Origin of the sequence: Streptomyces sp. NPDC087300 (assembly GCF_044744425.1) — a bacterium.
Taxonomy (GTDB): domain Bacteria; phylum Actinomycetota; class Actinomycetes; order Streptomycetales; family Streptomycetaceae; genus Streptomyces.
In genome coordinates, this window is the sequence record NZ_JBIUYI010000012.1 from 1 (window position 1) to 23649 (window position 23649).

22 protein-coding genes and 1 pseudogene are annotated in these 23649 nt (G+C 70.4%); 12 read left to right on the forward strand and 11 right to left on the reverse strand.

Annotated features, from left to right (window positions below; all coding sequences use genetic code 11):
- Positions 1–225: 225 nt before the first annotated feature.
- The 4 genes from ACIO9J_RS37245 to ACIO9J_RS37260 all read right to left on the reverse strand — a co-directional run bounded on the left by ACIO9J_RS37245 (position 226) and on the right by ACIO9J_RS37260 (position 3573).
- Positions 226–1092 carry an enoyl-CoA hydratase/isomerase family protein gene (locus ACIO9J_RS37245; RefSeq protein WP_402009387.1) on the reverse strand — a complete coding sequence of 289 codons (867 nt, stop codon included), beginning with the start codon at positions 1090–1092 and terminating at the stop codon, positions 226–228.
- Positions 1089–2291 (reverse strand): beta-ketoacyl synthase N-terminal-like domain-containing protein, encoded by a 1203-nt coding sequence (locus ACIO9J_RS37250; RefSeq protein WP_402009389.1) that lies wholly within the window; start codon positions 2289–2291, stop codon positions 1089–1091. The genes ACIO9J_RS37245 and ACIO9J_RS37250 overlap by 4 nt, the downstream gene beginning before the upstream one ends.
- Positions 2288–3232 (reverse strand): hypothetical protein, encoded by a 945-nt coding sequence (locus ACIO9J_RS37255; protein ID WP_402009391.1) that lies wholly within the window; start codon positions 3230–3232, stop codon positions 2288–2290. The genes ACIO9J_RS37250 and ACIO9J_RS37255 overlap by 4 nt, the downstream gene beginning before the upstream one ends.
- Before the next feature lie 92 nt (positions 3233–3324).
- Positions 3325–3573: an acyl carrier protein gene (locus ACIO9J_RS37260; protein WP_402009393.1), complete on the reverse strand. Its 249-nt coding sequence runs from the start codon at positions 3571–3573 to the stop codon at positions 3325–3327.
- Between the two features lie 374 nt (positions 3574–3947).
- Between ACIO9J_RS37260 and ACIO9J_RS37265 the strand changes: the two genes are divergently transcribed.
- The 11 genes from ACIO9J_RS37265 to ACIO9J_RS37315 all read left to right on the forward strand — a co-directional run bounded on the left by ACIO9J_RS37265 (position 3948) and on the right by ACIO9J_RS37315 (position 17553).
- Positions 3948–4718, forward strand: coding sequence for a 2OG-Fe dioxygenase family protein (locus ACIO9J_RS37265; protein WP_402009395.1), 771 nt, complete (start codon positions 3948–3950; stop codon positions 4716–4718).
- 22 nt (positions 4719–4740) lie between these two features.
- Positions 4741–5853, forward strand: a complete 1113-nt coding sequence (locus tag ACIO9J_RS37270) for an aminoacyl--tRNA ligase-related protein (RefSeq protein ID WP_402009397.1) — start codon at positions 4741–4743, stop codon at positions 5851–5853.
- A 4-nt stretch (positions 5854–5857) separates the two neighbouring features.
- Entirely contained in the window at positions 5858–6109 is a 252-nt protein-coding gene (locus ACIO9J_RS37275) for a hypothetical protein (protein ID WP_402009399.1), read from the forward strand.
- The gene (locus tag ACIO9J_RS37280) at positions 6106–7509 is read left to right on the forward strand and encodes an MATE family efflux transporter (protein ID WP_402009401.1); all 1404 of its coding nucleotides are present in this window, start codon (positions 6106–6108) and stop codon (positions 7507–7509) included. Before ACIO9J_RS37275 ends, ACIO9J_RS37280 begins: the two co-directional genes overlap by 4 nt.
- A gap of 67 nt (positions 7510–7576) precedes the next feature.
- Positions 7577–8788: an acetyl-CoA carboxylase biotin carboxylase subunit family protein gene (locus ACIO9J_RS37285; protein WP_402009402.1), complete on the forward strand. Its 1212-nt coding sequence runs from the start codon at positions 7577–7579 to the stop codon at positions 8786–8788.
- Positions 8785–10065, forward strand: coding sequence for an aspartate aminotransferase family protein (locus tag ACIO9J_RS37290; protein WP_402009404.1), 1281 nt, complete (start codon positions 8785–8787; stop codon positions 10063–10065). The genes ACIO9J_RS37285 and ACIO9J_RS37290 overlap by 4 nt, the downstream gene beginning before the upstream one ends.
- A gap of 90 nt (positions 10066–10155) precedes the next feature.
- Positions 10156–14115, forward strand: a complete 3960-nt coding sequence (locus ACIO9J_RS37295) for an amino acid adenylation domain-containing protein (RefSeq protein ID WP_402009406.1) — start codon at positions 10156–10158, stop codon at positions 14113–14115.
- Positions 14116–14185: 70 nt separating this feature from the next.
- The gene (locus ACIO9J_RS37300; protein WP_402009407.1) at positions 14186–14890 is read left to right on the forward strand and encodes an SDR family oxidoreductase; all 705 of its coding nucleotides are present in this window, start codon (positions 14186–14188) and stop codon (positions 14888–14890) included.
- A gap of 7 nt (positions 14891–14897) precedes the next feature.
- The gene (locus ACIO9J_RS37305; protein WP_402009409.1) at positions 14898–15638 is read left to right on the forward strand and encodes a 4'-phosphopantetheinyl transferase family protein; all 741 of its coding nucleotides are present in this window, start codon (positions 14898–14900) and stop codon (positions 15636–15638) included.
- Positions 15635–16474 carry a dimethylargininase gene (ddaH, locus tag ACIO9J_RS37310; protein WP_402009411.1) on the forward strand — a complete coding sequence of 280 codons (840 nt, stop codon included), beginning with the start codon at positions 15635–15637 and terminating at the stop codon, positions 16472–16474. Before ACIO9J_RS37305 ends, ddaH begins: the two co-directional genes overlap by 4 nt.
- Before the next feature lie 29 nt (positions 16475–16503).
- Entirely contained in the window at positions 16504–17553 is a 1050-nt protein-coding gene (locus tag ACIO9J_RS37315) for a hypothetical protein (RefSeq protein WP_402009413.1), read from the forward strand.
- Positions 17554–17625: 72 nt separating this feature from the next.
- On the opposite strand, the gene ACIO9J_RS37320 is transcribed toward ACIO9J_RS37315, so the two are convergent.
- Together ACIO9J_RS37320 and ACIO9J_RS37325 are read right to left on the reverse strand one after the other, a co-directional pair.
- Positions 17626–18540, reverse strand: coding sequence for a DUF3558 domain-containing protein (locus ACIO9J_RS37320; protein WP_402009415.1), 915 nt, complete (start codon positions 18538–18540; stop codon positions 17626–17628).
- Positions 18541–18684: 144 nt separating this feature from the next.
- Complete coding sequence (locus ACIO9J_RS37325; protein ID WP_402009417.1) at positions 18685–19653, reverse strand: DUF3558 domain-containing protein; 969 nt, start codon at positions 19651–19653, stop codon at positions 18685–18687.
- Positions 19654–19842: 189 nt separating this feature from the next.
- On the opposite strand from ACIO9J_RS37325, the gene ACIO9J_RS37330 reads away from it, so the two are divergent.
- Positions 19843–21036, forward strand: coding sequence for an RtcB family protein (locus ACIO9J_RS37330; protein ID WP_402009418.1), 1194 nt, complete (start codon positions 19843–19845; stop codon positions 21034–21036).
- 46 nt (positions 21037–21082) lie between these two features.
- Here the strand turns inward: ACIO9J_RS37330 and ACIO9J_RS37335 are convergent.
- The 5 genes and pseudogenes from ACIO9J_RS37335 to ACIO9J_RS37355 form a co-directional block, all read right to left on the reverse strand.
- Positions 21083–21547, reverse strand: a pseudogene (locus ACIO9J_RS37335) (hypothetical protein); the annotation flags it as partial.
- A gap of 194 nt (positions 21548–21741) precedes the next feature.
- Positions 21742–21951 (reverse strand): hypothetical protein, encoded by a 210-nt coding sequence (locus ACIO9J_RS37340; protein WP_402009761.1) that lies wholly within the window; start codon positions 21949–21951, stop codon positions 21742–21744.
- A 2-nt stretch (positions 21952–21953) separates the two neighbouring features.
- Entirely contained in the window at positions 21954–22721 is a 768-nt protein-coding gene (locus ACIO9J_RS37345) for an SDR family NAD(P)-dependent oxidoreductase (RefSeq protein ID WP_402009420.1), read from the reverse strand.
- 81 nt (positions 22722–22802) lie between these two features.
- Entirely contained in the window at positions 22803–23138 is a 336-nt protein-coding gene (locus ACIO9J_RS37350; RefSeq protein WP_402009422.1) for a YnfA family protein, read from the reverse strand.
- 46 nt (positions 23139–23184) lie between these two features.
- The gene (locus ACIO9J_RS37355) at positions 23185–23634 is read right to left on the reverse strand and encodes an anthrone oxygenase family protein (RefSeq protein WP_402009424.1); all 450 of its coding nucleotides are present in this window, start codon (positions 23632–23634) and stop codon (positions 23185–23187) included.
- Between the last annotated feature and the right edge of the window lie 15 nt (positions 23635–23649).

The window sequence follows — 23649 nt, forward strand, 5'->3', positions numbered from 1 at the left end:
CGCACGGCCGCGTACGACCCCGCGAAACCGATGCCGGCGATGACGACGGCACCGGCTACGACCACCCCGATGAGTATCCGGTGGGTGCGTGTCAGTTGCATCGCGGCCACCCGCGAACCCCTCCCTGTACGGCCTGTATCGGCTGTTGTTGCGAGCGACAGCCTGGCACATGCGTACGGGAAGGGGGGCGCGGGGCCGGTGCGGAGGGCGGTGACGAGGGGTTTTTCAGCGTCCCTCGTACTCCGTTCGGTGTTCCGGACCGTCCGTCAGGAACGCCGCGACGGCACGCCGGTGGTCGGCGCTCCCCGTGACGTCGGCTGCGATGCCGGGCAGCGCGTCGTCCGCCGCCGCGAGGCCGTCGGCCAGGTACCTGCGCACGATCTCCTTGGTGGCCCGGTGGGCGCGGGTCGGCCCGGTGGCCAGGCGCATCGCGTACGCGCGGGCGTCGGTGTCGAAGGTCGCCTGCGGCAGCAGGGCGTTGACGACGCCCCAGTCGGCGAGCACGGACCCCCGGTAGAGGTCGCCCGTCATGACGAGCTCGCGGGCGCGGGACGGGCCCGCCCGCAGGGCGAGGCGCTGGGTGCCGCCCATCGACGGGGTGAACCCGACCTTCCGCTCGACCAGGCCGAACCTGGCCTGCGCCGTGGCCACCACCAGGTCGCAGGCCAGGGCCAGTTCGAAGGCGGCGGTGAGGGTCAGCGAGTGCGCGGCGAACACGGTGGGGCAGGGCAGTGCCTCAAGCGCCCGGGTGATGCCCAGTTGCGTACGCCAGAAGGACTCCGCGTCCGCCGGATCCAGGTCGGCGAAGACCTGGACGTCGACGCCCGCGCTGACGACCCGGCCCTCGGCGCGGACCAGGAGCGCGCGGGGCGGACGGGCGGTCAGCCACGCCACCGCGTCCGCCCACGCCCCCCACATCGCCTCGTCGAACAGGTTCATCGGCGCGCTGTCCATGGTGAGGACGGCGAGCGGCCCGTCGAAGGTGAGGCGCAGCACCGCCTTCTCGCCGGTGAGGGAAGGGGGGAGGGGTGCGGGGAGGGATGAGGGGTCGGGTTCGGGGAGGGACGAGGGGTCGGGCGCGGGGAGCGTCATGACACGCTCCGGAAGATGCTGATCGCGTTGTTGCCGCCGAAGCCGAACGCGTTGTTCTGGACGTGCCGCAGGTCCGGTACGGCGAGCGGCTCCCCGGTGACCAGGTTGATGTCCAGTTCGATGTCGTCGGGGTCGACCGCGGTCGGCGGCACCTGGCGGTGGCGCAGCGCCAGACAGGCCGCCACGACACCGGCCGCGCCCGCCGCGCCCATCAGATGCCCGATGGTGCTCTTGATCGCGGTGACGGCCGCCCGCGGGTAGCGCTCCGCGAAGATGCCGCCCTCGATGGTGTCGTTGGCCCGGCTGCCCGTGCCGTGCGCGAAGATCACGTCGATGTCGTCCGCCGTGAGCCCCGCCTCGTCGAGCGAGCGCCGGTGGCAGGCGGCGACGCCCTCGCGGTCGGGTGCGGTCGGGTGGCTCGCGTCGTTACTGATGGCGGTGGCGAGCACCTCGGCGTACGGGGTCGCTCCTGGACGCAGGGCGCGCTCGGTCTGGAGCACGAACATGCCCGAGCCCTCGGACGGCGTGACGAAGCGCCGCCCCTTGGTGAAGGGCTTGCAGGGCTTGGGGCCGATGGCCTGGAGGGTGTTGAACCCGATGATGTTCTTCTCCGAGTACGGGTCGCAGCCGCCGACGACGGCGGTGTCCGCGATGCCCGCGCGGAGCATCTCCAGGGCGCAGGACAGCGCCACGTTCGCCGACGCGCAGGTGCTCTGGAGCAGATAGGCGGGTCCCGAGGCGCCGACGGTGCGGGCCACGCCCTGGGCGATGGAGTAGCTGGCGAAGCCTCCGGTGCCCGCGTTGTCCTTGCGCCCCGCGACCACGTCCTCCAGCGCCTCGGCCTGGCCGTCGCTGCTGCCGACGCAGACGACGGCGTCGCGCAGCGCGGCGTCACCGGGGGTGAGCCCGGCGTCCCGCAGCGCCTCAAGCGCGGCGAACTCCGCGAACAGGGAGGCGGCGCGCGGCTGTTCCCTGGTGACGGCGTCCACCTGCGCGAGCGCGGTCTCGCGGGCCTCCCGCGGCACGCGCCCGCCGAGGATGCCGGGCTTCATCCCGGCGTACAGCGGCGGCAGTTCCTCGAAGCGGCTGCGGCCCGCACACAGGTCCGCCCAGAAGGGGTCGACGCCCGCGCCCGCGGGCGAGATGACGCCGAGCCCGGTGATGAAGACCCGCGCCGCGCCCCGATCCACCTGACTCACAGGGACCTCCCGCTCGTACTGTTCGCTTGCTGCTGCCGGGTCACCGTCACGGTGGCGTGCCTGCCGTCGGGGGCGCGGCACTCCAGGACCGCGCGCTCGCCGTGCGCCAGGGAACGGGCCAGGTCCAGGAAGGCGCGGGTGGCGAAGGCGCTGTTGCGCTCGGCGAAGGCGACGGGGGCGGTGTCGGTGCTCCCGGCGCTCCCCGTGCTCCCTGTGCTCCCCGTGCTCCCGGTGTCTTCCGTGCCGGTGGCGGCGATCCTGCGTACCGTGCGCAGCGCGCCCTTGTCCGGCTCGTCGGCCGCGCCGAAGGCGAACTCGGCGGTGAACTCGGCGCCCCTGTGCAGGAAGGCGTGGGTGATGCCGTCGCGGCAGGGGGCTTCGGGTGCGTCGAGGGCCGCGTCGGCGACGGCCTCCGGCGCGTAGACGTCGCCGATCAGGAGCCGGCCGACGTCGGAGCGGCCCTGGTCCAGGGTCGAGAGGGCCTGCCAGAGGGCCACGACCGGGGTGAGCACGCCCGCGTTGATCGTCATGCTGCGGCCGGTCGCCCCGGTGCGGATGTTGACGAACGCCGACGCCGAACTGGACGTGGCGTTGGGGAAGTACTGGGCGGACAGGAGCCGCCCCTTCTCGGCCGCGGCGCGTTGCAGGCCCGCGAGGGCGGCCGTGTTGCCGTACTCGGTGCCGATCACGATGGTGTCGTCGGTGCGTTCCTCGGGTTCCGCTGCGGCGCCCCCCGCGCCGCTGCCGCCGTCGCCGTGGCCGTCGCTGCCGCCTCCGCCGAGGACGAGGTAGAGGCAGACGCGCGTGAACGCGTCGCGGAACTTGTCGCCGGCGGTGCCGATGACCTCGTGCAGATCGGGGGGCAGGCCCTCGTGTTCGTCCGTGCCGTCCGCGGGGCCCGGCGCGCACAGCGCGACCGGGCCCAGGGTGAACTCAAACAACGCATGCTCCGTAGCGCTGGAATCGGGTGGGCGGGCGCGCGGAACCTCAGGCTCCGACGTGCGGAACGGTCAGGCTCCGACGTGCGGAACCGTCAGGCTCCGACGTGCTCGCTCACCTGGCGCTGGAGATCTCCGACCGTGACCAGATCACGGGAGAATTCATCGCCGAGTTCGACGTCGAGGACGGCCTCCACCTGAACGACGATGTCGATCAGCTTGAGGGAGTCGATGTTCAGATCGGCCTTGAGGTCCTGCTCGGCGGAAATCTCGAAGGATTCCGGAAGTTCGGCGATCTCCTTGAGAACCTCGGAAATGCGCCCGTCGATGACAATGCTCGACATTATTCCCCCATGTTTTCAGGCTGCTTGTCGGTCACGGATGTAATCACGGGGTGGTCCGGCTGTCAACGAAACCCAGGGTCAAGAGTTTCCCTGGTTCTTCCCATGCCGATCGGTCAATCTTCAACCACCTCCGGGAGGGGCTGAAAGATGCCGTCCGCGCGGTCGCCGTCATGAACTCCGGGCGACTTTTCCCGGTGTTTCCAGGGCGGGCGCGCCAAAAAAGGCGTGCATAGCGGTCATAACGGGCGCGCACCTCCTGTCACCAGCATCGATAGTGAGCGATTTCCGTGACCTGCATCACGTTGAGATGCCGTGTTCGCCCGGCTACTGTCTGCCGCATCGGAGCGTTCAACGATTCACGGGGGATATTCGCTGTGCCCGAAAACATCTCTACTCTCGCCCGTCAGGGATACGACCGATGGGACCTCGGTTCCCATTTCGGAATAGGCGAGGAAGACGCCGACTACAAGGCGCTCAGGGCGGCTTACGACGATCTCCCCGAAGACCCTTACGCGACCGGCTCCGGCCGCTACCGCCGCTATGCGCGCGGTGTATTCCTGCCGTGGTCCAAGGAATTCTTCTGGATGCCCGCCACGGAGAGCCAGGCCCGCGACGGCATGAATGGCTACTACCAGGGCGACAACAATCCCGAGTATGTGAACGTCACCCGCGACCTCCCCGCGATCAGCGACGAGGTGTGCAACAACAAGCTTCTCCTCGACATGATCCAGTTCGACTACTCGCAGACGCACTGGAACGAGGACGACTCGGTCTGGCCCCTCTACGTAGGGGTCCACCTGATCAAGCTGCACATCGCGGAGGACGGCTACGAGGCCGTGTCCTCGCCCAACGAGCTGCACCAGGACGGCGAGCCCTACGTGTTCGCCCACATGATCTACCGGCACAACGCCGAGGGCGGCGCCAACCTCATCGCCACGCCCGACTACCGGGGCAAGCAGCCCGAGGACGTGCCGCCCGCCGACCGGCTCGCCGAGTTCCAGATGGAGCGCCCCCTGGAGGCGTACGCCATCACGGACGACCTGGTCAGCCACTACGTCGGCCCCATCCGCAAGGGCAGCGCCCCCGAGCCGGGCGAGCGGGCCATCCTGCTCGCCGACTGGGTCCCGATGCGTCACCGCATCTGAGATGGGGCACGAGGTGAACGGCGTGCGATACCGCCACGAGCGCCCGGTGGACGCCGGGACCGCCGACGAACTGCGCAAGGCCCTCGGGTTCCACTACGACGGCGTCACCGTGGAACTCCTGGACAAGGGGGTCGAGGTGGCCGTCCCCGCCGGACCCACCGAGCCCGAACTCGGGGAGATGGTCCGGCACTTCCTGCGCGGCCACCGCGCGGTGGCCGCCACGGTCATCACCGAACACGCGGGCCACCCCGGCCTTATCCGCACCCTGCCCGACGACGACAGGATCGCCGTCGCCAGGGGCGCCTATCTGCACGGACCCGAGTGGACCGCGGCCATGGACCACGTGCGCCGGCTGTGCCGCGAACGGCTCGCCGAACCCTTCGGCGCGCCGCTCCTGGCCGGTGCGGCCCAGATCTCCAGGGACGTACTCGTACGGGCCGGCTACTACCAGAAGTTCCCGAACCTGGTGAACGCCGTCGCCCGCATCCGTGACCAGTACTGGGACGGCGTCACCGTCGCCCAGCTGCGGCCCCACCAGGCCGAGGCGCTCGACTCGTTCTACGCCCCCGCGGAGACCGTCCTCACCCCGGTCACCTGCTACCACGTGTACGAGAACGCGGCGGAGCTCAACAGCCGTTACGGCACCGGCCTGTTCGCGATCGACGGACCGGTCTTCCGGCACGAGTCGCGCAACCACAGCGCCACCCGGCTCGGCGAGTTCAGGATGTTCGAACTCGTCAGGCTCGGCAGCGCCGAAGAGGTCGCGCACGACTTCGAGCGGATGCTGAAGGCGTTCACCGCCTTCTTCGCCGAACTCGGCGTCCCGCACCGCATCGTCAGCGCATCCGACGCGTTCTTCGGGGACGCGCCGACGATGACCCGCGAGGCCCAGCTGCTCAACAAGAGCAAGTTCGAGGTGCGGGTGCCGCTCGCCGACGGCGAACTCTCCGTGGCCAGCGTCAACGCGCACGGCGAGGTGTTCGCCGACGCGTTCGGCCTGCGCGGACTCGGCGCCGACGCGACCTGCTGCGCGGGCATCGGCCTGGACCGCCTCACCTACGCCCTGCTGTCGTACGGACTGCTCGGCACCGAGGACCGGCCCACCGGTCCCGCGACACCACCCACCGGGGGATGAAGTCATGGAAGACCTGAAGAACACCGTCGACGCGCTGCTCGAACAGCTCGCCGCCGCGCGGGACGTACCCGCCGACGCCGAACCCGCCGAGATCGTCGTCAGCTCGCTCGACCAGATGCGGTTCCTCGTCGGCATCGAGGAGCGCCTCGACGTGATGCTCGACGTCGGCGACGTCCTGCCCTTCGACCTGTCCAGCCGCGACGCGCTGCTCAAGAGCGTCCACGACCTGCTCGTCGAGTCCGGGGTGACTCCGTGACCCAGCGGGCCCGGCTGTTCGACCTGGCCACGGTGCGCGAGGTCGTCCGCGTCTCGGTGCCGCTGATGTTCGGCATGGTCGGCAATCTGATCCTGATGCTGGTCGACCGGATCTGCCTGGCCCGCTACTCGGAGGACGCCCTCAAGGCGTCGGGACCCGCCGTCTTCACCGCCACCACGGTGATCATGGTGACCACGGGGGCGGTCGGCATCACCCGCTCCTACGTCGCCCAGGCACACGGCCGCGGCGACGAGCGGGACGCCATGGACGAGGGCGCCAACGGCTTCGTCGTCGGCCTGCTCCTGTCCGTCCTGCTCCTGCTCTCCACCCCGCTCCTGATGTGGGTGCCGACGCTCAGCGGACAGCCCGAACACATCCAGGAACTCGAAGCGCAGTTCCTCGGCCTGTCCACGCTCTACGGCACCGTCATGACGCTCAACATGGCGCTGTCCTCGTACTTCAACGGCATGGGCCGCACCCGTGTGCCCATGGCCGTCGGCATCGCGGGACAGATCGTCGGCGTCGTCATGACGGTCGGCCTGGTCTTCGGCCGCTTCGGACTCCCGGAGCTCGGCATGCGCGGCTCCGCGCTCGGCACGCTCAGCGCCGTGTCCGTCATGTTCGTCGGCTACGCCGTCTTCCTGCCCAAGGGCTACGCCGCCGGCTTCGGCAGGCTCTGGCGCAAGGGCGGCCGACGGATCGCCGACGTGCTGTGGCTGCGGCTGCGGCGCGGCGGGCCCGCCGGCGGCTCCCTCAGCCTGGAGGAGCTCGGCCAGACCGCGTTCGTCTGGCTGGCCGGCGTGCTCGGCTCGGTCGCGCTCGCCGCCAACAACGTCGCGCTGTCCCTCAACTACGCGGCCGTCATTCCCCTGATCGGCCTGGGCATGGGCTGCAACATCCTGTGCGGCAAAGCCGTCGGCGCAGGCCTGCACCGCGACATCCCGCACATCATGCGCGTCACCCTGACCATCTCCGGCGTCTACGTGGCCGTGATCGCCGTCTTCCAGATCGCCACCCCGACGCTGCTCCTCAGCCCCTTCGGCCTCGACGGCGCCGACTCCGCCGTGACCTCCCACGCCGTGGACGCCTCACGCGTCCTGTGGACGTACTCCCTGGCCTTCATGTTCTCCATGGTCGGCTCCGCCGTCCTGGAATGCCTGGGCCTCGCGCGCTTCGGATTCGTCGCGCGGATCGTCCTCATGTGGTGCCTGTGCGTCCCCACGATCATCGCGTTCGTGCTGCTCAACCGCGACGACCCGGACATGCTCCCGGCGATGTGGGTGATCTTCTCCGCCTTCGAGGCGGTGATGGCCGCGGTCTGCCTGTGGCGCGTCAAGCGGGCCGTCAGCAACCAGGAGAACCGGCTCCACACCACCGAAAAGGCCGAGCAGACCGCCTGACCGCGCACGTCCGGCGGTCCGCCAGACCGAACCATCAGACAGCCAGACAGAGAGTGTGGCCCCTTCCGTGAACGTACTGCTCCTCGGCCGCGAGGAAGACTGCCGCGACTACCTCGACTACGCGCACGGGCACGGCTTCACCGTGCGGTTCTTCGACCCGCCGCAACTCGCCGCCGACGACCGGGAGAACTGGCGCGCCACCGTCGTCGACGCCGCACGTGCCGCCGTCGACCTCGAAGGACTCGACGACGCCATCTCCTTCCACGACAGCTACCAGATCCAACTGGAGCTGATCCGCGGCGAACTGGGCATGCCCACCCGCGACATCGACACCCTGCTGTGCCTCGCCGACAAGACCCGCTTCAAGGCACACCCCGCCGTCCGCGACCACATCACCCGCCACATCGAGCTCGACCCCTCCGCGAAGGCCCCCGCCGCGCTCGCCGCCGTCACCGAAGCCCTCAGCTTCCCCGTCGTGGTCAAGCCGTCCAACGGCTTCTACAGCGCGGGCGTCGTCAAGGCCGAGACGCCCGCCGAATTCCCCAAGGCGTTCCTCCAGACCAAGCGGGTCTGCACCGTCCTGCGCGAGGGCGCGGGCCAGTCCCGGATGCTCGCCGAGGAATACCTCGACGGCAACGAGTACGCCATCGACGGCTTCGTCAGCGGCGGCCGCGTCATCCCCCTCCAGATCCACCGCAAGCTGCCCCCGCTCGTCGGCCCCCTCTTCCACGAAGTGGCCTACCTGACCGAGCCGTTCGACGCCGAACAGGGCCGCGACTTCACCGCACTCCTGGAGAGCGTCATCCCCGGCGTCGGCCTGGACGACTCGCCCTTCCACGCCGAGTTCCGCTACGACGGCCAGGGCGGCCTGCGCGTCCTGGAACTCGCGCCCCGGCTCTGCGGCGGCGGCACCACCACCTACCAGCAACTGCGCATCTGCACCGGCCTCGACGCGTACGGCCTGCTCCACCAGCTGGGCAGGGAACCCCTCGCACCCGAGCCCACCCACCACAAGGTCGCCCTCGAATACGACGCGCCCATCGAACGCAGCGGCTTCCTCAAGAACACCGCGCGCGCGGTCGAGGTGTGCCACAAGAACGACGTCACCACCGTGCACCTGCACCGCGCCGACGGCCAGTTCGTGCTCGCCCCGCCGCTCAACTTCGAGACGGTCCTGACCGCCTACTTCGCCCGCGACACCCGCGAAGAGGCCGAGGCACTCCTCGACGTCCTGATGACCGACTGCACGATCGACACCGAAACGGAAAAGACCTCATGAGGCCGGAAATCAAGCGTGCACAGGACACCATCCCCGTCGGCGCCAGCTCGCCGCTGCGCGCGTGCCGCAACGTGGACACCGACCCGCTGGTCGTCGCCGAGGCGCACGGCCAGTACCTCCACGACGTCGACGGCACCCGCTACATCGACTTCATGTACGGCTTCGGCCCGCTGATCCTCGGCCACGCCCCCGAGGCCGTCAGCACCGCCATCGCCGCCCAGGCCGCCAACGGCACGCTGTTCGGCACGTACAGCACCCAGGAGATCGAGCTCGCCGAGCGGATCACCGCCACCGCCGACCACCTGGAGCAGCTGCGCTTCGTGTGCAGCGGCACCGAAGCCGTCATGTCCACCCTGCGCCTGGCCCGCGCCTACACCGGCCGCACCCGCGTGCTGCGCTTCAACGGCGGCTACCACGGCCACTTCGACCTGGTCCAGAACAAGGACGAGACGCGGATGCGCGACGCCGGACTCGACCCGGCCGCCATGCGCTCCAACGTCTTCGCCGAGTACAACGACGCCGCCAGCGTCGAGCGGGCCTTCGCCGAGAGCCCCGGCGAGATCGCGGCCGTCGTCGTCGAGCCCATCGCCTGCAACATGTCCCTCGTGCTGCCCGAGGAAGGCTTCCTCGCCGACCTGCGGCGCATCTGCGACCGCGAGGGCGCGGTGCTCATCTTCGACGAGGTCATCACCGGCTTCCGGCTCACCTACGGCCCCGCCAGCAACCTGCTCGGCGTCAGCCCCGACCTCACCGCCTTCGGCAAGATCATCGGCGGTGGCACGCCCGTCGGCGCGTTCGGCGGCCGCCGCGACATCATGCGCCTGCTCGACGAGGAGCGCGTCCTCCAGGGCGGCACCCTGGCCGGCAACCCGCTCACCATGGCAGCCGGACTCGCCACCCTCGACGCCCTCGCACAGCCCGGATTCTACGAGGAACTGGAACGCAAGGGCGCCCTCCTGGAAGCCGAAGTGGAACGCCACCGGGCCGCGAAGGGACTCGACTTCACCTTCACCAGGACCGGCAGCATCTTCGCGTTCATCTTCGTCCCGCAGGCTGCTCCCGTCCGCGTCAAGGCGGACGTCGCCGCCCAGGCGGAGTCGCCGTACACCACCATGTACAAGGGCCTGCGCACGGCCGGATACCACCTCGCGCCCGACATCGAGGAGCCGATGTACGTCTCCGCCGAGACGACCGACGAGACCCTCGAGGACTTCGCCGCCCGCGCCGTCGCGCTCCTCGCCACGGACCCGAACACCCCGGCCCTCGCCCCGGCCTAGTCCGCCCGCGGGCCGTGCTCCCCGGGGCACGGCCCGCCCCCGCGCCGCCAGGACCTGCGCGCCGCCCGCCCCACGCCGACGGGACTTCTCATGAACCACGAGGTCAGGAACCTCCCCCTGCTCCCCGCCCAGGAGAGCGTGCTGTTCGCCGAGACGGCGCACGGCAGGACCGGCACCCACAACCTGGCCCTGGCCCTGCGGCTCACCGGCCCCCTCGACAGGACCGCACTCGACACCGCGCTGCGCCAACTCCTCGCGCGCCACGAGGCGTTGCGCGTCCGCATCACCGCACCCGGACCCGGACCCGGACCCGAGGACACCGACCAGGGCGAGCGCACCCAGACCGTCACCGCCGAGGCCCACGTCACCGTCACCGACGTCGACCTCACCGCCACCGACGTCGACCTCACCGCCACCGACGTCGACCTCACCGCCACCGGCGACGACACCCTCGACGCCGTCCTCGCCGCACACTTCACCCGCGCCCAGGACCAGCCCTTCCGCCTCGACACGGCACCCCTCCTGCGCGTCAGCCTCCTGCGGCTCGGCGACGACCACCACGTACTCCTGCTCGTCGTCCACCACAGCGTCGCCGACGGCCACTCCATGGACGTCATCGCCCGCGAACTCACCACGCTGTACGAAGCCGCGGCACAGGGCCTGCCCGACCCGCTCGGGCCACCCGCCCTGCGCTACACCGACCACGTCGACGCCGCGCTCACCGGCGGATCCGAACGCCGCAGGACCCGCGCCCTGGAGTACTGGCGCACCACCCTCGACGGCGCCCCCGCCACCCTCGACCTGCCCATGGCAGACCTGGGCGGCACCACCCGCAGACAGGCCGCCACCCACCGCCACGACCTGCCGCGCCCCACCGTCGCCCGGCTGCGCGCCCTCGCCGACGCCCAGCGCACCAGCCTCTTCTCCGTACTCGCCGCCGGCGCCTTCGCGCTCTTCGGCCGCTACACCGGCGAGAGCGACATCGTCCTCGGCGTCCCCCTGTCCACCCGCATCGCACCGGGCTCCGAAGGACTGGTCGCGCTCACCGTCAACACCATGCCGCTGCGCGCCGACTGGGCCCCCGACCAGGACTTCCTGACCCTCCTGCACACCGTTCAGGGCCGCACCTTTCAGGCCCTGCGCCACCAGGGCGTGGCCTTCCACGAACTCGTCCACACCCTCAACCCGCCCCGCACCGCGGGCCGCCAGCCGGTGTTCCAGCTCGGCCTCAACCACATGCGCGCCGAACCCGCCCCGACACCCGGCACCGACCTGCGCGTCGAACCGCTGCCCGTCGCCAACGCGACCGCCGCCTTCGAACTCATGCTCACCTTCGTCGAGACGGCGGACGACGTCCGCGTCTACGTCGAGTACGACACCCAGCGCTTCGGCCAGGACACCGTCCAGGACCTCGCCCGCCACCTCGCCCACCTCCTCACCGCGGCCGCCGACGACCCCCGCACCCCCCTCGCCGACATCGAGCTGATGGACGAGACGGAACGCCTGCGGGTCCTGCACCACTGGAACGACACCGCCGCGCCCCTCACCGACGACACCGTCCCCAGCCTCTTCGCCCGCCAGGCCGCCCTGCACGGCGAGCGGACCGCCGTCATCTGCGGCGACCAGAGCCTCAACTACCGCGAACTGGAACGGCGTTCGGCCCGCCTCGCCCGGCTGCTCGCCGCCCGCGGCGCGGCACCCGGCACCTTCGTCGGCCTCTCCCTGCGCCGCACCGCCGACACCGTCGTCGCCCTGCTCGCCGTCCTCAGGACAGGCGCCGCCTACGTACCGCTCGACCCGGCCTACCCCGCCCAACGGCTCGCCCACATGCTCGCCGACGCCGCCCCCGCCCTGCTGCTCACCGAATCCGCAGCGGTCGGCGGACTGCCCGAAGGGCCCGGCACGCCGCCCCGGCTCCTGCTCGACGACCCCGCCGTCACCGCCGCACTCGACACGGACGACGACACCCCCTTCGCGCCCGCGGTGACACCCGACCAGACCGCGTACGTCATCTACACCTCGGGATCCACCGGCCGCCCCAAAGGCGTCCCCGTCACCCACCGCAACGTCGCCAACCTCGCCGCCTGGGCCGCCGACGCCTTCGGCGACGGACTCGCCCGGGTCCTCGCCGCGACCTCCCTCAACTTCGACGTCTCCGTCTTCGAGATCCTCGGACCACTGCTCAACGGCGGCAGCATCGAACTCGTCCGCGACCTCCTGGAGATCGGCGAACGCGGCGGCTGGCACGGCACCCTCGTCTCCGGCGTCCCCTCCGTCCTCGCCAGACTCGTCGCCGACGGCGCCCCCGACCTGCGCGCCGACCACCTCGTCCTCGCCGGCGAGGCCCTGACCGCACCCGTCGCCGCGCGCCTGCGCGCCGCCGTGCCCGGGGCCCGCCTCGTCAACGCCTACGGACCGACCGAGACCACCGTCTACGCCAGCACCTCCGCCACCGGCGGCAAGGGCGACGACCGGACCGAGGAGGACACCCCGCCCATCGGCGGACCTCTGCGCAACACCCGCCTCTACGTCCTCGACGACCGGATGCGACCGGTCCCCGTCGGCATACCCGGCGAGCTCTACATCGCGGGCGCGGGCGTCACCCAGGGCTACCTGCACCGCCCCGACCTCACCGAATCCCGCTTCGTACCCGACCCGTTCACGGCCCAGGACGCGGGCACCGCGCGCATGTACCGCTCCGGAGACATCGTCCTGCGCCGCCCCGACGGACAACTCCGCTACGTCGGCCGCTCCGACGACCAGGTCAAACTGCGCGGCTTCCGCGTCGAACCCAGCGAGATCGAAGCGGTCGTCGCCGAACAGCCCGACGTGACCCAGGCCGTCGTCGTCCCGCACGAGGACCGGCACGGCGAACACCGCCTCGTCGCCTACGTCACCGCCGCGCCCGGCACCACACCCGACCCGGCACGACTGCGCACCGCCGCCGCCCGGCTGCTCCCCGCGTACATGGTCCCCGCCGCCGTCGTACTCCTGGACGAACTGCCCCTGTCACCCGCGGGAAAGCTCGACCGCGCCCGGCTCCCCGACCCCGGCTTCGGCACCTCCGAAGGCCGCGCGCCCCACACCCCCGACGAGATCGCCGTCGCCGCGCTCTTCGCCGACGCGCTCGGCCTCGACCGCGTCTCGGCCACCGACAGCTTCTTCGACCTCGGCGGACACTCCCTGCTCGCGATGCGCCTCGCCGCCCGCGTCAGCACCGAACTCCGCGCCGAACTCACCGTGCGCGACCTGTTCGAGACGCCCACCGTCGAAGGACTCGCCAGACGACTGCGCCCCGACGCCACCACGCCCGCAGACGCGCCCGCCCCCGCCAAGACCGACGACTTCGCCGTCCTGCTGCCGCTGCGCACCCGAGGCGACAAGCCCCCGCTGTTCTGCTTCCACCCCGGATTCGGACTCAGCTGGAGCTACGCGGCCCTGACCCGCAGGCTCGACCAGGACCAGCCCGTGTACGCGCTCCAGGCGCGCGGCATCGGCCGCGACGAACAACTCCCAGCAACCTACGACGAGTTGCTCGACGACTACGCACGACAGGTGCGCACCATCCAGCCCGAAGGGCCCTACCGGCTGCTCGGCTGGTCCTTCGGCGGACTCGTCGCCCACTCACTGGCCGCCCGCCTCCAGGCCGAAGGCCACGACGTCGAACTCCTCGCCATGCTCGACTCCGTCCTCGTGGGCACCGACGAAGACCTGGCACCCGACGAGACGCGCGCACTCATCGAGACCGAGACCGCCGACATACGCCAAGTCGTCCCCGACGGCACACGATTGACCGCCGTCGTCGAGAACCTGATCCGGCTGCGCGCCCAGTTCCGCCCCGCGCCGTACCGCGGCGACCTGCTCTACTTCACCGCCGCGAACGAACCAGGCCGGCCGGAATCCGTCAGCGAACCGTGGCAGCCGCACGTGGACGGACGACTCGTGGAACACCGCGTCGACTGCGCCCACCTGGACATGATGAAGGCCCGCCCCGCCCGCGAGATCGGCGACCTGCTGGGCAAGGCGCTCGACGCCGTCGACGCGCACTGAACCCGACGCCCTCGACCTCCCTCCCTCCCTCCCTCGCACTTCACCCTCACCGAACCGACAAGGAACTCCCATGCCCCGTACCGCCCTGGTCCTCGGCGGCAACCGCGGCATCGGCCTCGCCGTCGCCCGGCACCTCGCCGCACGCGGCGACCGGGTCGCGGTCAGCCACCGCACGGGCACCCCGCCCGACGAGCTCTTCGGAGTGCACTGCGACGTCACCGACGCCGACGCCGTGAGCGCCGCCTGCGCCCGGGTCAAGGAAGGACTCGGACCCGTCGAGGTGCTCGTCTTCAACGCGGGCATCACCCGCGACCGGCCCCTCGCCGCCATGACCGCCGACGACTTCACGGCCCCGCTGCACACCAACCTCATCGGCGCCTTCCACGGCATCAGGCCGGTCCTGCGCGGCATGATGCGCGCCAAGTGGGGGCGGATCGTCCTGATGTCCTCCACCGTCGCCCTCTCCGGCGCCGTCGGACAGACCAACTACGCCGCGTCCAAGGCCGGACTCATCGGCCTCGCCCGATCACTCGCCCTCGAAGTCGCCGGGTACGGCATCACCGTCAACGTCGTCGCACCCGGCTACACGGACACCGACATGGTCGCCGCCATGCCAGGACCACAGCGCGAGAACCTGCTGACCACCGTGCCGATGCGCCGCATGGCCACCTCCGAGGAGATCGCCGGAGCCGTCGGCTACCTCACCGGCGAAGACGCCGGCTACGTGACCGGCACCGTGCTCCGGGTCGACGGCGGCCTCGGCATGGGCCACTGACGCACCCATGCGACACCAACAGGCCGCGCGCGCCAGACAGTTCGCCCCGCCCGTACCCGACCCGTTCCACCCGCCCGTACCCGACCCGCTCGTCCTGGTCCGCCCCACCGCGGACCTCCTGCCCTACGTCGACGAGAGCCGACTCGCCCCGTACGAGAGACGGCGCGCGGCCCGGCTGCCCGCGGGACCCCGTCGCCAGGACTACCTGGCCGCACACGTCCTCGTCCGGCTCTGCGCGGCACGGCTCACCGGCACCCACGCCGACACCCTCGTCCTCGCACAGCACTGCGACGACTGCGGCCGCGACGACCACGGCAGACCCTTCCTGCCCGGCCACCCCGACCTCCACGTCAGCCTCTCCCACACCACCGGCGCCGTCGCCGCCGCCGCGGGACCCGAACCCGTCGGCGTGGACGTCGAGGACGCCTCCGCCGCCGTATTCGACCCGGCAATCGCCGCCCGCGTCCTCACCCCCGCCGAACTCACCGCGGTCCGCGCCGACCCCGACCCCGCACGCGCCTTCCTGCGCCTGTGGGTGCGCAAGGAGGCGCTCGTCAAAGTCGGCCTCGGCACGCTCGGCCGACTCCGCGAACTCGACCTCACCGGCCCCGCGCCGCCGCCCGGCACCAGATTCCACGCCACCACCGGTCACGACGACCGCCTCGTCGCCGCCGCCGTCACCCGCACCATCACCGCCGACAGCTCCGGCCGGACCCGTACCACTCACCCAGGAGAACAGCACGCATGACTGCGAACCAGTCCACCGCACCGCACAGGACCCGCACGGCGATCCCGCGCCGGTTCCTGATGTGCGCCCCGCGCCACTTCGACGTCACCTACTCCATCAACCCCTGGATGTACCCCTCCAAGCCCGTCGACGGCCCGCTCGCGCTGCGCCAGTGGGAAGGCCTGCGCGACCTCTACCGGGAACTCGGCCACACCGTCCTCGACATCGACCCGATACCCGGCCTGCCCGACATGGTCTTCGCCGCCAACGGCGCCACCGTCGTCGACGGCAAGGTCTTCGGCGCCCGCTTCCGCCACGTCGAGCGCACCGCCGAAGGACCCGCCTACCTGGAGTGGTTCCAGCGCCAGGGATTCGACGAGCTCTACTGGCCCGAGCACATCAACGAAGGCGAGGGCGACTACCTGACCGTCGGCCGCCGCCTCCTCGCGGGCACCGGCTTCCGCACCGACCCGCGCTCGCACTTCGAGGCCCAGGAGTTCTTCGGCCTGCCCGTCACCAGCCTGCGCCTGGTCAACCCCTCGTACTACCACCTGGACACCGCCCTCGCCGTCCTCTCCGACGACGAAGTGGCGTACTACCCCGCCGCGTTCTCCGAAGGCAGCCAGGCCGTACTGCGCGAGATGTTCCCCGACGCGATCCTCGCCACCGACGAGGACGCCGCCGTGTTCGGCCTCAACATGCTCTCCGACGGCCGCCACGTCCTGCTCCCCAAGGCCGCCACGGACCTCGCGCGCAAGCTCTCCGAGCGCGGCTTCGAGCCGATCGGCGTCGACCTGACCGAACTCCTCAAGGCCGGCGGCAGCGTGAAGTGCTGCACGCTCGAACTGCGGAGCTGACACCGATGGAGAACCACAGGGGGACCCGGATGGAAAGCCACATCGTCGAGCGCTACGACGACACCGCCGTCAACTGCCTCACCGGCAGCTACTCCGTCCTCGCGGGCATCGCGGGCCGGCCCGTCGAGGAACAGGCCGTCTTCGAACGCGGCGACGGCTACCTCTTCCAGGCAGGCCTGGACGAGTCGGGCTACCCCGAGTACATCTTCCCGGTGGAGGAGGCGGGCGCCCTCGGCATGACCCGCTCCGCCTTCACCGTGCACAAGGACCCCATCGACTTCCAGGCGCCAGGACCCCAGCTCGCCACGCTCCTGGAACGCCACCGCGCGGTCATCGTGTGGGTCAACACCGCCCACCTCAACTACGCCGACGTGTACCGCGACAACGCGCCCTACCTGCACGCCGTCGTCGTCGAAGGCATCGCCGACGACCACCGCCACGTCAAGGTCCACGACACCCTCGTCGTCGACATGAAGCCCTTCAGCTGCCGGGCCCTCGTCACCCTCGACGACCTCGTCGGCGCCGCGTCGGACCGGATCAGGAGCGAGGCCCACGACGCGATGGGCTTCTTCTACGCCGTCACCGACGACCTGGCCACCGGACCCGACGCCGGACAGCCCGACGCCGGACACTCCGACGGGCGCGGAACCTCCGACGAGAGCGGACTCGGCGACGCCCTGACCCGCCAGGCCGAGCGCTTCTTCGCCGAACCCCGCTTCCGCGAGGCCATCCGCCGCTACCGGACCCTGTGCGAGGAGTGCTTCGCCGGACCCCCCGAGCGCGCCACCCACGGCGCCCGCCGCCTCTTCCACCACGCGTCGGTCCTCTACGCGGTGCCCAGCCTCAAGCTCCTCGCCCGCTCCCTGCACGCCTCCGGAGCCACCGAGCGCAGCCTCGCCCTGCACGACGAGACCGTGCGGCACTGGGAGGCCATGGGCGTCCTCGCACTGCGCTACGAGGCGACGTCCTCGCCCGCGGTGCTCAAGCGCATCGGGCAGCGCTTCGAGCAGCTGGAAGAGGCCACCGTACGGCTCTGGGAGTCGGTGGCCGAGGGGAGCGGGGCCGGACGCCCCGCGTAACGCGGCCACCGGAACGCGAAAGGCCCGGCCCCACAGGGCCGGGCCTTCGCGACATCAACCGCCGCACACGTCCTAGGACTTGTCGGAAGCCTTCTTGTCATCGGACTTCTTGTCGTCCGAGGAGCCCTTGTCGTCGGACTTCTTGTCGTCCGACTTCTTCTCGTCGTCCTTCTTGCTGTCGTCCTTCTTGCCGTCGTCCTTGGGCTTCTCGCCCGAACCCGCCGGCTTGCCGCCGCCCTCGTTGGCCGCGACGACCGCCTCGGCGGCCTCCTTCGCGGCCTTCTGCGCGGCCTTGCCCAGCTCACCCGCGTCCGGGGACTTGTCGCCCGCCAGACCCGCGCCGTTGTAGTCGACCGTGACGACCGCGTTCTCCACGCGCGTCACGAACGTCTGCTGCTTGAAGGTGTCCTTGTCCTTCTTCAGGTCGTACTTCACCAGGGTCGCCTGGTTGCCGACGCCCTGCACCGGCTCCGTCTTGACGCCCTTGGCCTCCTTGGTCGCCTCCGCGTCGGCGACCTGCTTGGCGAAGTTGTCCTGCGCGCGCTTGGCACCACTGCCCAGCGAGGCGTCCGACTCGAAGCGCAGCGTCGAGACGCGCAGCCAGCGGAACTGCGAGCCGTCCACGCCGTTGTTGTCCAGGCTGTCCCACGAGCAGCTGCCCCGCGTGGAGGTGTCGCTCGACGTGCCCGCCTTGCCCGACTTGTCCTTGGCCTTCGGGACGAGCTCCTCAAGCGTCTTCTTCGACAGGACCTCGCAGGGCTCGGGGAGCTTGCCGTACACGGCCTTCTCCACCGCCGCGGCCTTGTCGCCACCGGCCTCCGCCGATGCCGACGCCTTCGAGCCCGAGTCCTTCTTGGCGCCGTCGGAGCCGGAGCCGGAGTCGGAGTCGGACGAGCAGCCGGAGGCGACGAGGATCACCGGTACGGCGGCCGCGCAGACGAGGAGGCGGCTGCGGAGCTGTCGCTTTCGCTGTGCAGGTCGGTGCATGGTTCCTTCACTCAGTTCGTCTCGTGACGTCCAGTTCGTCTCGTGACGTCGTCGGGTCCGAGGGGCCACGGTACGCGTACGGGACGCCGGACGGCTCCGCTTCACCCGACCCGAGGGCCCCGCCGCCCCCGCACTTCGCGATCGCTACTCGTCGAACTTCCCGGAGAGGCTGTCGGCCAGATCCCGTGCCTTGTCCTGCATTTCCTTGCTGTCGGGCACGTCCGTGCGGCGCCCCGGCTGCTCGTCGTACTCGATCGTCACGATGACGTTCGACGTGCGGAACACCACAGTCACGGTGCGGTGCCGGGTCGCCGATGTGGCCGTCGTGAAGGCGTCGTCGATGAAGGCCTCGTCGCCGAGGTCGTCGAGGGAGCGGGGCTCAAGGCCGGCGGGCGGAGTGGCGGGCAGGGAGGAACCATCACTGGCGCCATCCGCCCCCTTCTCACCCTTGCCGCCCTTTTCGCCCTTCTTGCCGCCACCCTTCCCGTCGGAGGTGGTGGGGTCGTCGGCCGCCGCGCCCTGGGCCTTGTCACCGGACTCGGACCCTTCGGAGCCCTTGTCCACACCCTTGCCCTTGTCCTCGCCCTTGCCGGACGGCTCGTCGCTGGCGTCCTCCGGATCAGCGCCCTCCGACTCGGTGGCCTCCGTGGCGGGCGGCTCCGGGAGATCGGCGTCCTTCAGCTTCTGCGCGTACAGGGCGGCCGCGCGCTCGTCGTCGCTGACCGCCCCGTCGTACGAGACCACGCGCTCGAAGTCGACGAGGAGGTGGTGCGAGGCGTTGGACGACTCGACCTTCCACCGGCAGCCCACCCGCCGGTCGGTGTCGTACGTCACCGTGGGCGTGCCCTCGTACGCCTTCTCGCGCTGCTCCTCCTCCGGCATCTCCTTGATACCGGGCAGCATCGCGTCGAGCGTGCCGGTGTCGACCTCGCCGCAGGGCTCGGGGAGCGTGCGGTACTTGCCGGGCTGCGCGGGCGCGCTGGAGCTGCCGGTGTCGCCGGGCTTCGAGTCGTCCGCGCCGTCGCCGATCCCGGAGCCGCCGCTGCAACCGGCGAGCAGCGCCGCGAGGAGCGCGGCCGCACCGGGTACACAGGCCTTGGCCTTCCGCTGCACCGTGATGGCTCCTCTCGCTGGTTCCGCTGGTCCCGCCGGGATATTCGGTTGCCGCCGATCAGTGACCGGTGGACACAATGTCTATCGCACGCGCTGCCGTGGATGCCGGTCCGTTACCCCTTTCGTTGACCTTGGCTCCGGTATTTGCGCTTCAAGGCTTGTAGTTGATTACGGGGTAATGAGGACGATATGTCGTACGTAGAGGTTCCCGGGGCGAAGGTCCCTATCCGGATGTGGACGGACCCGACGTCGGTCGAGGACGCGGCGATGCGCCAGCTCCAGAACGTGGCGACGCTGCCCTGGATCAAGGGCCTGGCCGTCATGCCGGACGTCCACTTCGGCAAGGGCGCGACGGTCGGCTCGGTCATCGCGATGCGGGGTGCGGTGTGTCCGGCGGCGGTCGGGGTCGACATCGGCTGCGGAATGAGCGCCGTCAAGACGTCACTGACCGCGAATGACCTTCCGGGTGACCTGTCGAGGCTGCGCTCGAAGATCGAGCAGGCGATTCCGGTGGGGCGCGGCATGCATGAGAACCCCGTCGAGCCGGGGCGCTTCCATGGGATGGCTACGGCTGGGTGGGGGGAGTTCTGGGGGCGGTTCGAGGGGGTTGCTGAGGCGGTCAAGTTCCGTCGAGGGCGAGCCGTTGCACAAATGGGGACACTTGGTTCTGGGAATCACTTCTGGGAACTATGCCTCGATTCAGACAATTCGGTCTGGGTCATGCTGCACTCCGGATCCCGGAACATCGGCAAGGAGCTGGCTGACCACCACATAGGCCAGGCGCAGAAGTTGCCGCACAACCAAGGCCTCGTGGATCGCGACCTTGCTGTTTTCGTCGCGGACACCCCGCAGATGGCGGCATACCGGCACGACCTGTTCTGGGCGCAGGAGTACGCCAAGCACAACAGGGCCATGATGATGGCGCTGTCGCAGGACGTGATCCGCCGTGAGTTCAAGAAGGCCAAGGTGACCTTTGGCGAGGTCATTTCCTGCCATCACAACTACGTCAGCGAAGAGCGCTACGACGGCATGGACCTGCTGGTCACCCGGAAGGGCGCGATCCGTGCCGGCAGCGGTGACTACGGGATCATCCCGGGCTCGATGGGTACCGGTTCGTACATCGTGAAGGGCCTCGGCAACGCGGCGTCCTTCAACTCGGCTTCTCACGGGGCCGGTCGGCGCATGAGCCGTGGCGCGGCGAAGCGTCGCTTCTCGACGAAGGACCTGGAGGAGCAGACGCGGGGCGTCGAGTGCCGCAAGGACTCGGGCGTCGTGGACGAGATCCCGGCCGCCTACAAGCCGATCGAGCAGGTGATGGAGCATCAGCGCGACCTCGTGGAGGTCGTGGCGAAGCTGAAGCAGGTCGTCTGTGTGAAGGGCTGAAGTGGTTATGGGGCCTGGTTGTTGTCGGCCGGGCCCCAGTAACCCCTCACCGATTGTTCGGCAGCAACAATCGGCCGGTGCGGAGTCGCCACAGCCGCATGTGGCAGCTCTTCTCGGGGCGGCCGAGCTTCTCGGCTGTGGCTACGGCGTCGCCGAGTTGGAGAAGGACCTCGTCTTCCCACGCCTCCCAGCGGCGCTGGGAGTGCGCGGCCCGCATCCCTGCTGGGCGAGACCACGAGGAGATGGAGTCGGCTTTGACCTGCTTGCGCCCCAGGGAGAGGCAGCCTGGGGGGTAGAGGTCTGCCGTGAGCGACTTGGCCGTCTCCTTCTCGTAGGTGATGGTGTAGACCTCATCGCGCGTGTTGCGCTGAATCAGGCGCTCCGTACCGGTGAGTTGCTGTGCGTAACTGCTGAAGTAGGACCCGAGGGGAGTGCTCGCAGTGGTCAGCGAGACAAAGGGGTAACCCTGGCTCGTGTAGCCAACAGAGCCGTCGGCGTCGAGGATCCCACGTAGGTAGTCACGGCGAGAGAAGTCGGTGGTCGGTGGGGCGACCGTCTTGGACTTGCGGCCGCCGCCCGGCCGGGGGCCGTCTCATGTGATGTTGTCGGTCCGAGCCTAGGCAGACCGGGCATCAACAGGAATGGCGATAGGACGCGTTCACCGATGTGGGTGACTCGCGTGTGTGAACGCCCAAGGCGGGACGCCTACTTCGCGTGTTTCACCGCGTAGATCATCACGAACGCCACGATGTGGATGCCGAAGAGGAAGTACGCGAGGTACCACCACACCATCCGCTCGTTCTTCTTCTCCTCGGCGAGGCGGCGGGACTCGTGTTCGTGGGTGAGGCGGTGGAGGGGGTCGGGGGCGTCGGCGGAGTAGGCGGGGGTGCCGGGGTCGTCGCCGGGGAGGCGCATCGTCACAGGTCCCGGTGGACCTTGGTGTTGGACGCCTGGGCGCGCGGGCGGACCACCAGGAGGTCGATGTTCACGTGCGGCGGGCGCGTGACCGCCCACGTGATCGTGTCCGCGACGTCGTCCGCGGTGAGCGGCTCGGCGACGCCCGCGTAGACCTTCTCGGCCTTCTCGGCGTCGCCGCCGAAGCGGGTCAGCGCGAAGCCGTCCGTCTTGACCATGCCGGGCGCGATCTCGATGACGCGGACCGGCGTGCCGACGATCTCCAGGCGGAGCGTCTCGGCGAGGACGTGCTCGGCGTGCTTGGCGGCCACGTAGCCGCCGCCGCCCTCGTACGTGCCGTGGCCGGCGGTCGACGAAAGCACCACCACCGTGCCGTCGCCGCTCGCGGTGAGCGCGGGCAGCAGGGCCTGGGTGACGTTCAGCGTGCCGATGACGTTCGTCTCGTACATCTGGCGCCAGTCGGCCGGGTCGCCGGTGGCGATGGAGTCCGCGCCGAGCGCGCCGCCCGCGTTGTTCACCAGGACGGCGATCTTCTTGAACGCCGTCGCGAAGGTGTCGACGGCCTTGCGGTCCGTCACGTCGAGCGCGTACGCCATCGCGTCGTGCCCGGCTTCCGTGAGCTCGGCGGCGAGCGCCTCGATGCGGTCCTTGCGGCGCGCGGTGAGGACCACGCGGTAGCCGGCGGCGGCCAGGCCGCGTGCGGTGGCGGCACCGATACCGCTGCTCGCGCCGGTGACGATCGCGATGCGGGTGGCGGCGACGGCGGTCATGGTGCGCTCCTCGGGCAGGCGGATCCGGTGCGGTATCCGTACTGGTGAGATCGGTCCGTCAGCCAGGATAGGCGGGCGGTCTCAGCGGCCTCGTGGGGCGTACATGATCACGGCTACGCCCGCGAGGCAGACGAGCGCTCCGAGGACGTCCCAGCGGTCGGGCCGGTAGCCGTCCGCGACCATGCCCCAGGCGAGGGATCCGGCGACGAAGACGCCGCCGTACGCGGCGAGGATGCGGCCGAACTCGGCGTCGGGCTGGAGCGTGGCCACGAATCCGTAGACGCCGAGTGCGATGACGCCCGCTCCGATCCAGGCCCAGCCCCGGTGCTCCCTGACGCCTTGCCAGACGAGCCAGGCGCCGCCGATCTCGAAGAGGGCGGCGAGGAGGAAGAGGGCGATGGAGCGGGTGGTGACCATGGTCAACAGGGTGGCATGGGGGGGGGAGTGGGGGCGGGGGCCGCCGCTAGCGGGTGAGTGCCGTGGCCAGGAAGGCGAACGCGGCGAGGATGACGGCGAGGCGGACGTAGTGGAAGCGGCCCCAGCGGTCCAGTTGCCGCTTCCAGTCGGCGGGGCGGTTCTCGGGGGTCCAGGTCCTGTTGCGGTTGTTGATCGGGACGAGCAGCAGGACCGACATGACGACGCTGAGGATGAGCAGTCCGGCGGCGGTGACGACGAGGCCGGTTCCTGCGTCGTGCCGTCCGGCGGTGGCCCAGGCGCCGGCGAGGACGAGCGAGCCGATGTACCAGAACGGCATGACCCTGCCGAGCATCCGGCCTCCGTGGGCGTGGCCGAGCTGGCCGCTGTCCTCCGGCAGGGCGTCGAGGATCCGGTTCATGACGAAGGCGACCGAGAACTCCACCCCCACCATCACGCCGACGACCACGGTGGTGAGGACCTCAAGTGTGGTGAGCATGGTGGACTCCTTCTG

What these genes read in the sequence shown, in the direction of transcription:
- ACIO9J_RS37245 (WP_402009387.1), bottom strand. Translation starts at nt 1,092, where the DNA reads ATGACGCTCCCCGCGCCCGACCCCTCGTCCCTCCCCGAACCCGACCCC.
- ACIO9J_RS37260 (WP_402009393.1), bottom strand. Translation starts at nt 3,573, where the DNA reads ATGTCGAGCATTGTCATCGACGGGCGCATTTCCGAGGTTCTCAAGGAG.
- ACIO9J_RS37275 (WP_402009399.1), top strand. Translation starts at nt 5,858, where the DNA reads ATGGAAGACCTGAAGAACACCGTCGACGCGCTGCTCGAACAGCTCGCC.
- ACIO9J_RS37290 (WP_402009404.1), top strand. Translation starts at nt 8,785, where the DNA reads ATGAGGCCGGAAATCAAGCGTGCACAGGACACCATCCCCGTCGGCGCC.
- ACIO9J_RS37295 (WP_402009406.1), top strand. Translation starts at nt 10,156, where the DNA reads ATGAACCACGAGGTCAGGAACCTCCCCCTGCTCCCCGCCCAGGAGAGC.
- ACIO9J_RS37300 (WP_402009407.1), top strand. Translation starts at nt 14,186, where the DNA reads ATGCCCCGTACCGCCCTGGTCCTCGGCGGCAACCGCGGCATCGGCCTC.
- ACIO9J_RS37305 (WP_402009409.1), top strand. Translation starts at nt 14,898, where the DNA reads ATGCGACACCAACAGGCCGCGCGCGCCAGACAGTTCGCCCCGCCCGTA.
- ddaH (WP_402009411.1), top strand. Translation starts at nt 15,635, where the DNA reads ATGACTGCGAACCAGTCCACCGCACCGCACAGGACCCGCACGGCGATC.
- ACIO9J_RS37315 (WP_402009413.1), top strand. Translation starts at nt 16,504, where the DNA reads ATGGAAAGCCACATCGTCGAGCGCTACGACGACACCGCCGTCAACTGC.
- ACIO9J_RS37320 (WP_402009415.1), bottom strand. Translation starts at nt 18,540, where the DNA reads ATGCACCGACCTGCACAGCGAAAGCGACAGCTCCGCAGCCGCCTCCTC.
- ACIO9J_RS37330 (WP_402009418.1), top strand. Translation starts at nt 19,843, where the DNA reads ATGTCGTACGTAGAGGTTCCCGGGGCGAAGGTCCCTATCCGGATGTGG.
- ACIO9J_RS37340 (WP_402009761.1), bottom strand. Translation starts at nt 21,951, where the DNA reads ATGCGCCTCCCCGGCGACGACCCCGGCACCCCCGCCTACTCCGCCGAC.
- ACIO9J_RS37345 (WP_402009420.1), bottom strand. Translation starts at nt 22,721, where the DNA reads ATGACCGCCGTCGCCGCCACCCGCATCGCGATCGTCACCGGCGCGAGC.
- ACIO9J_RS37350 (WP_402009422.1), bottom strand. Translation starts at nt 23,138, where the DNA reads ATGGTCACCACCCGCTCCATCGCCCTCTTCCTCCTCGCCGCCCTCTTC.
- ACIO9J_RS37355 (WP_402009424.1), bottom strand. Translation starts at nt 23,634, where the DNA reads ATGCTCACCACACTTGAGGTCCTCACCACCGTGGTCGTCGGCGTGATG.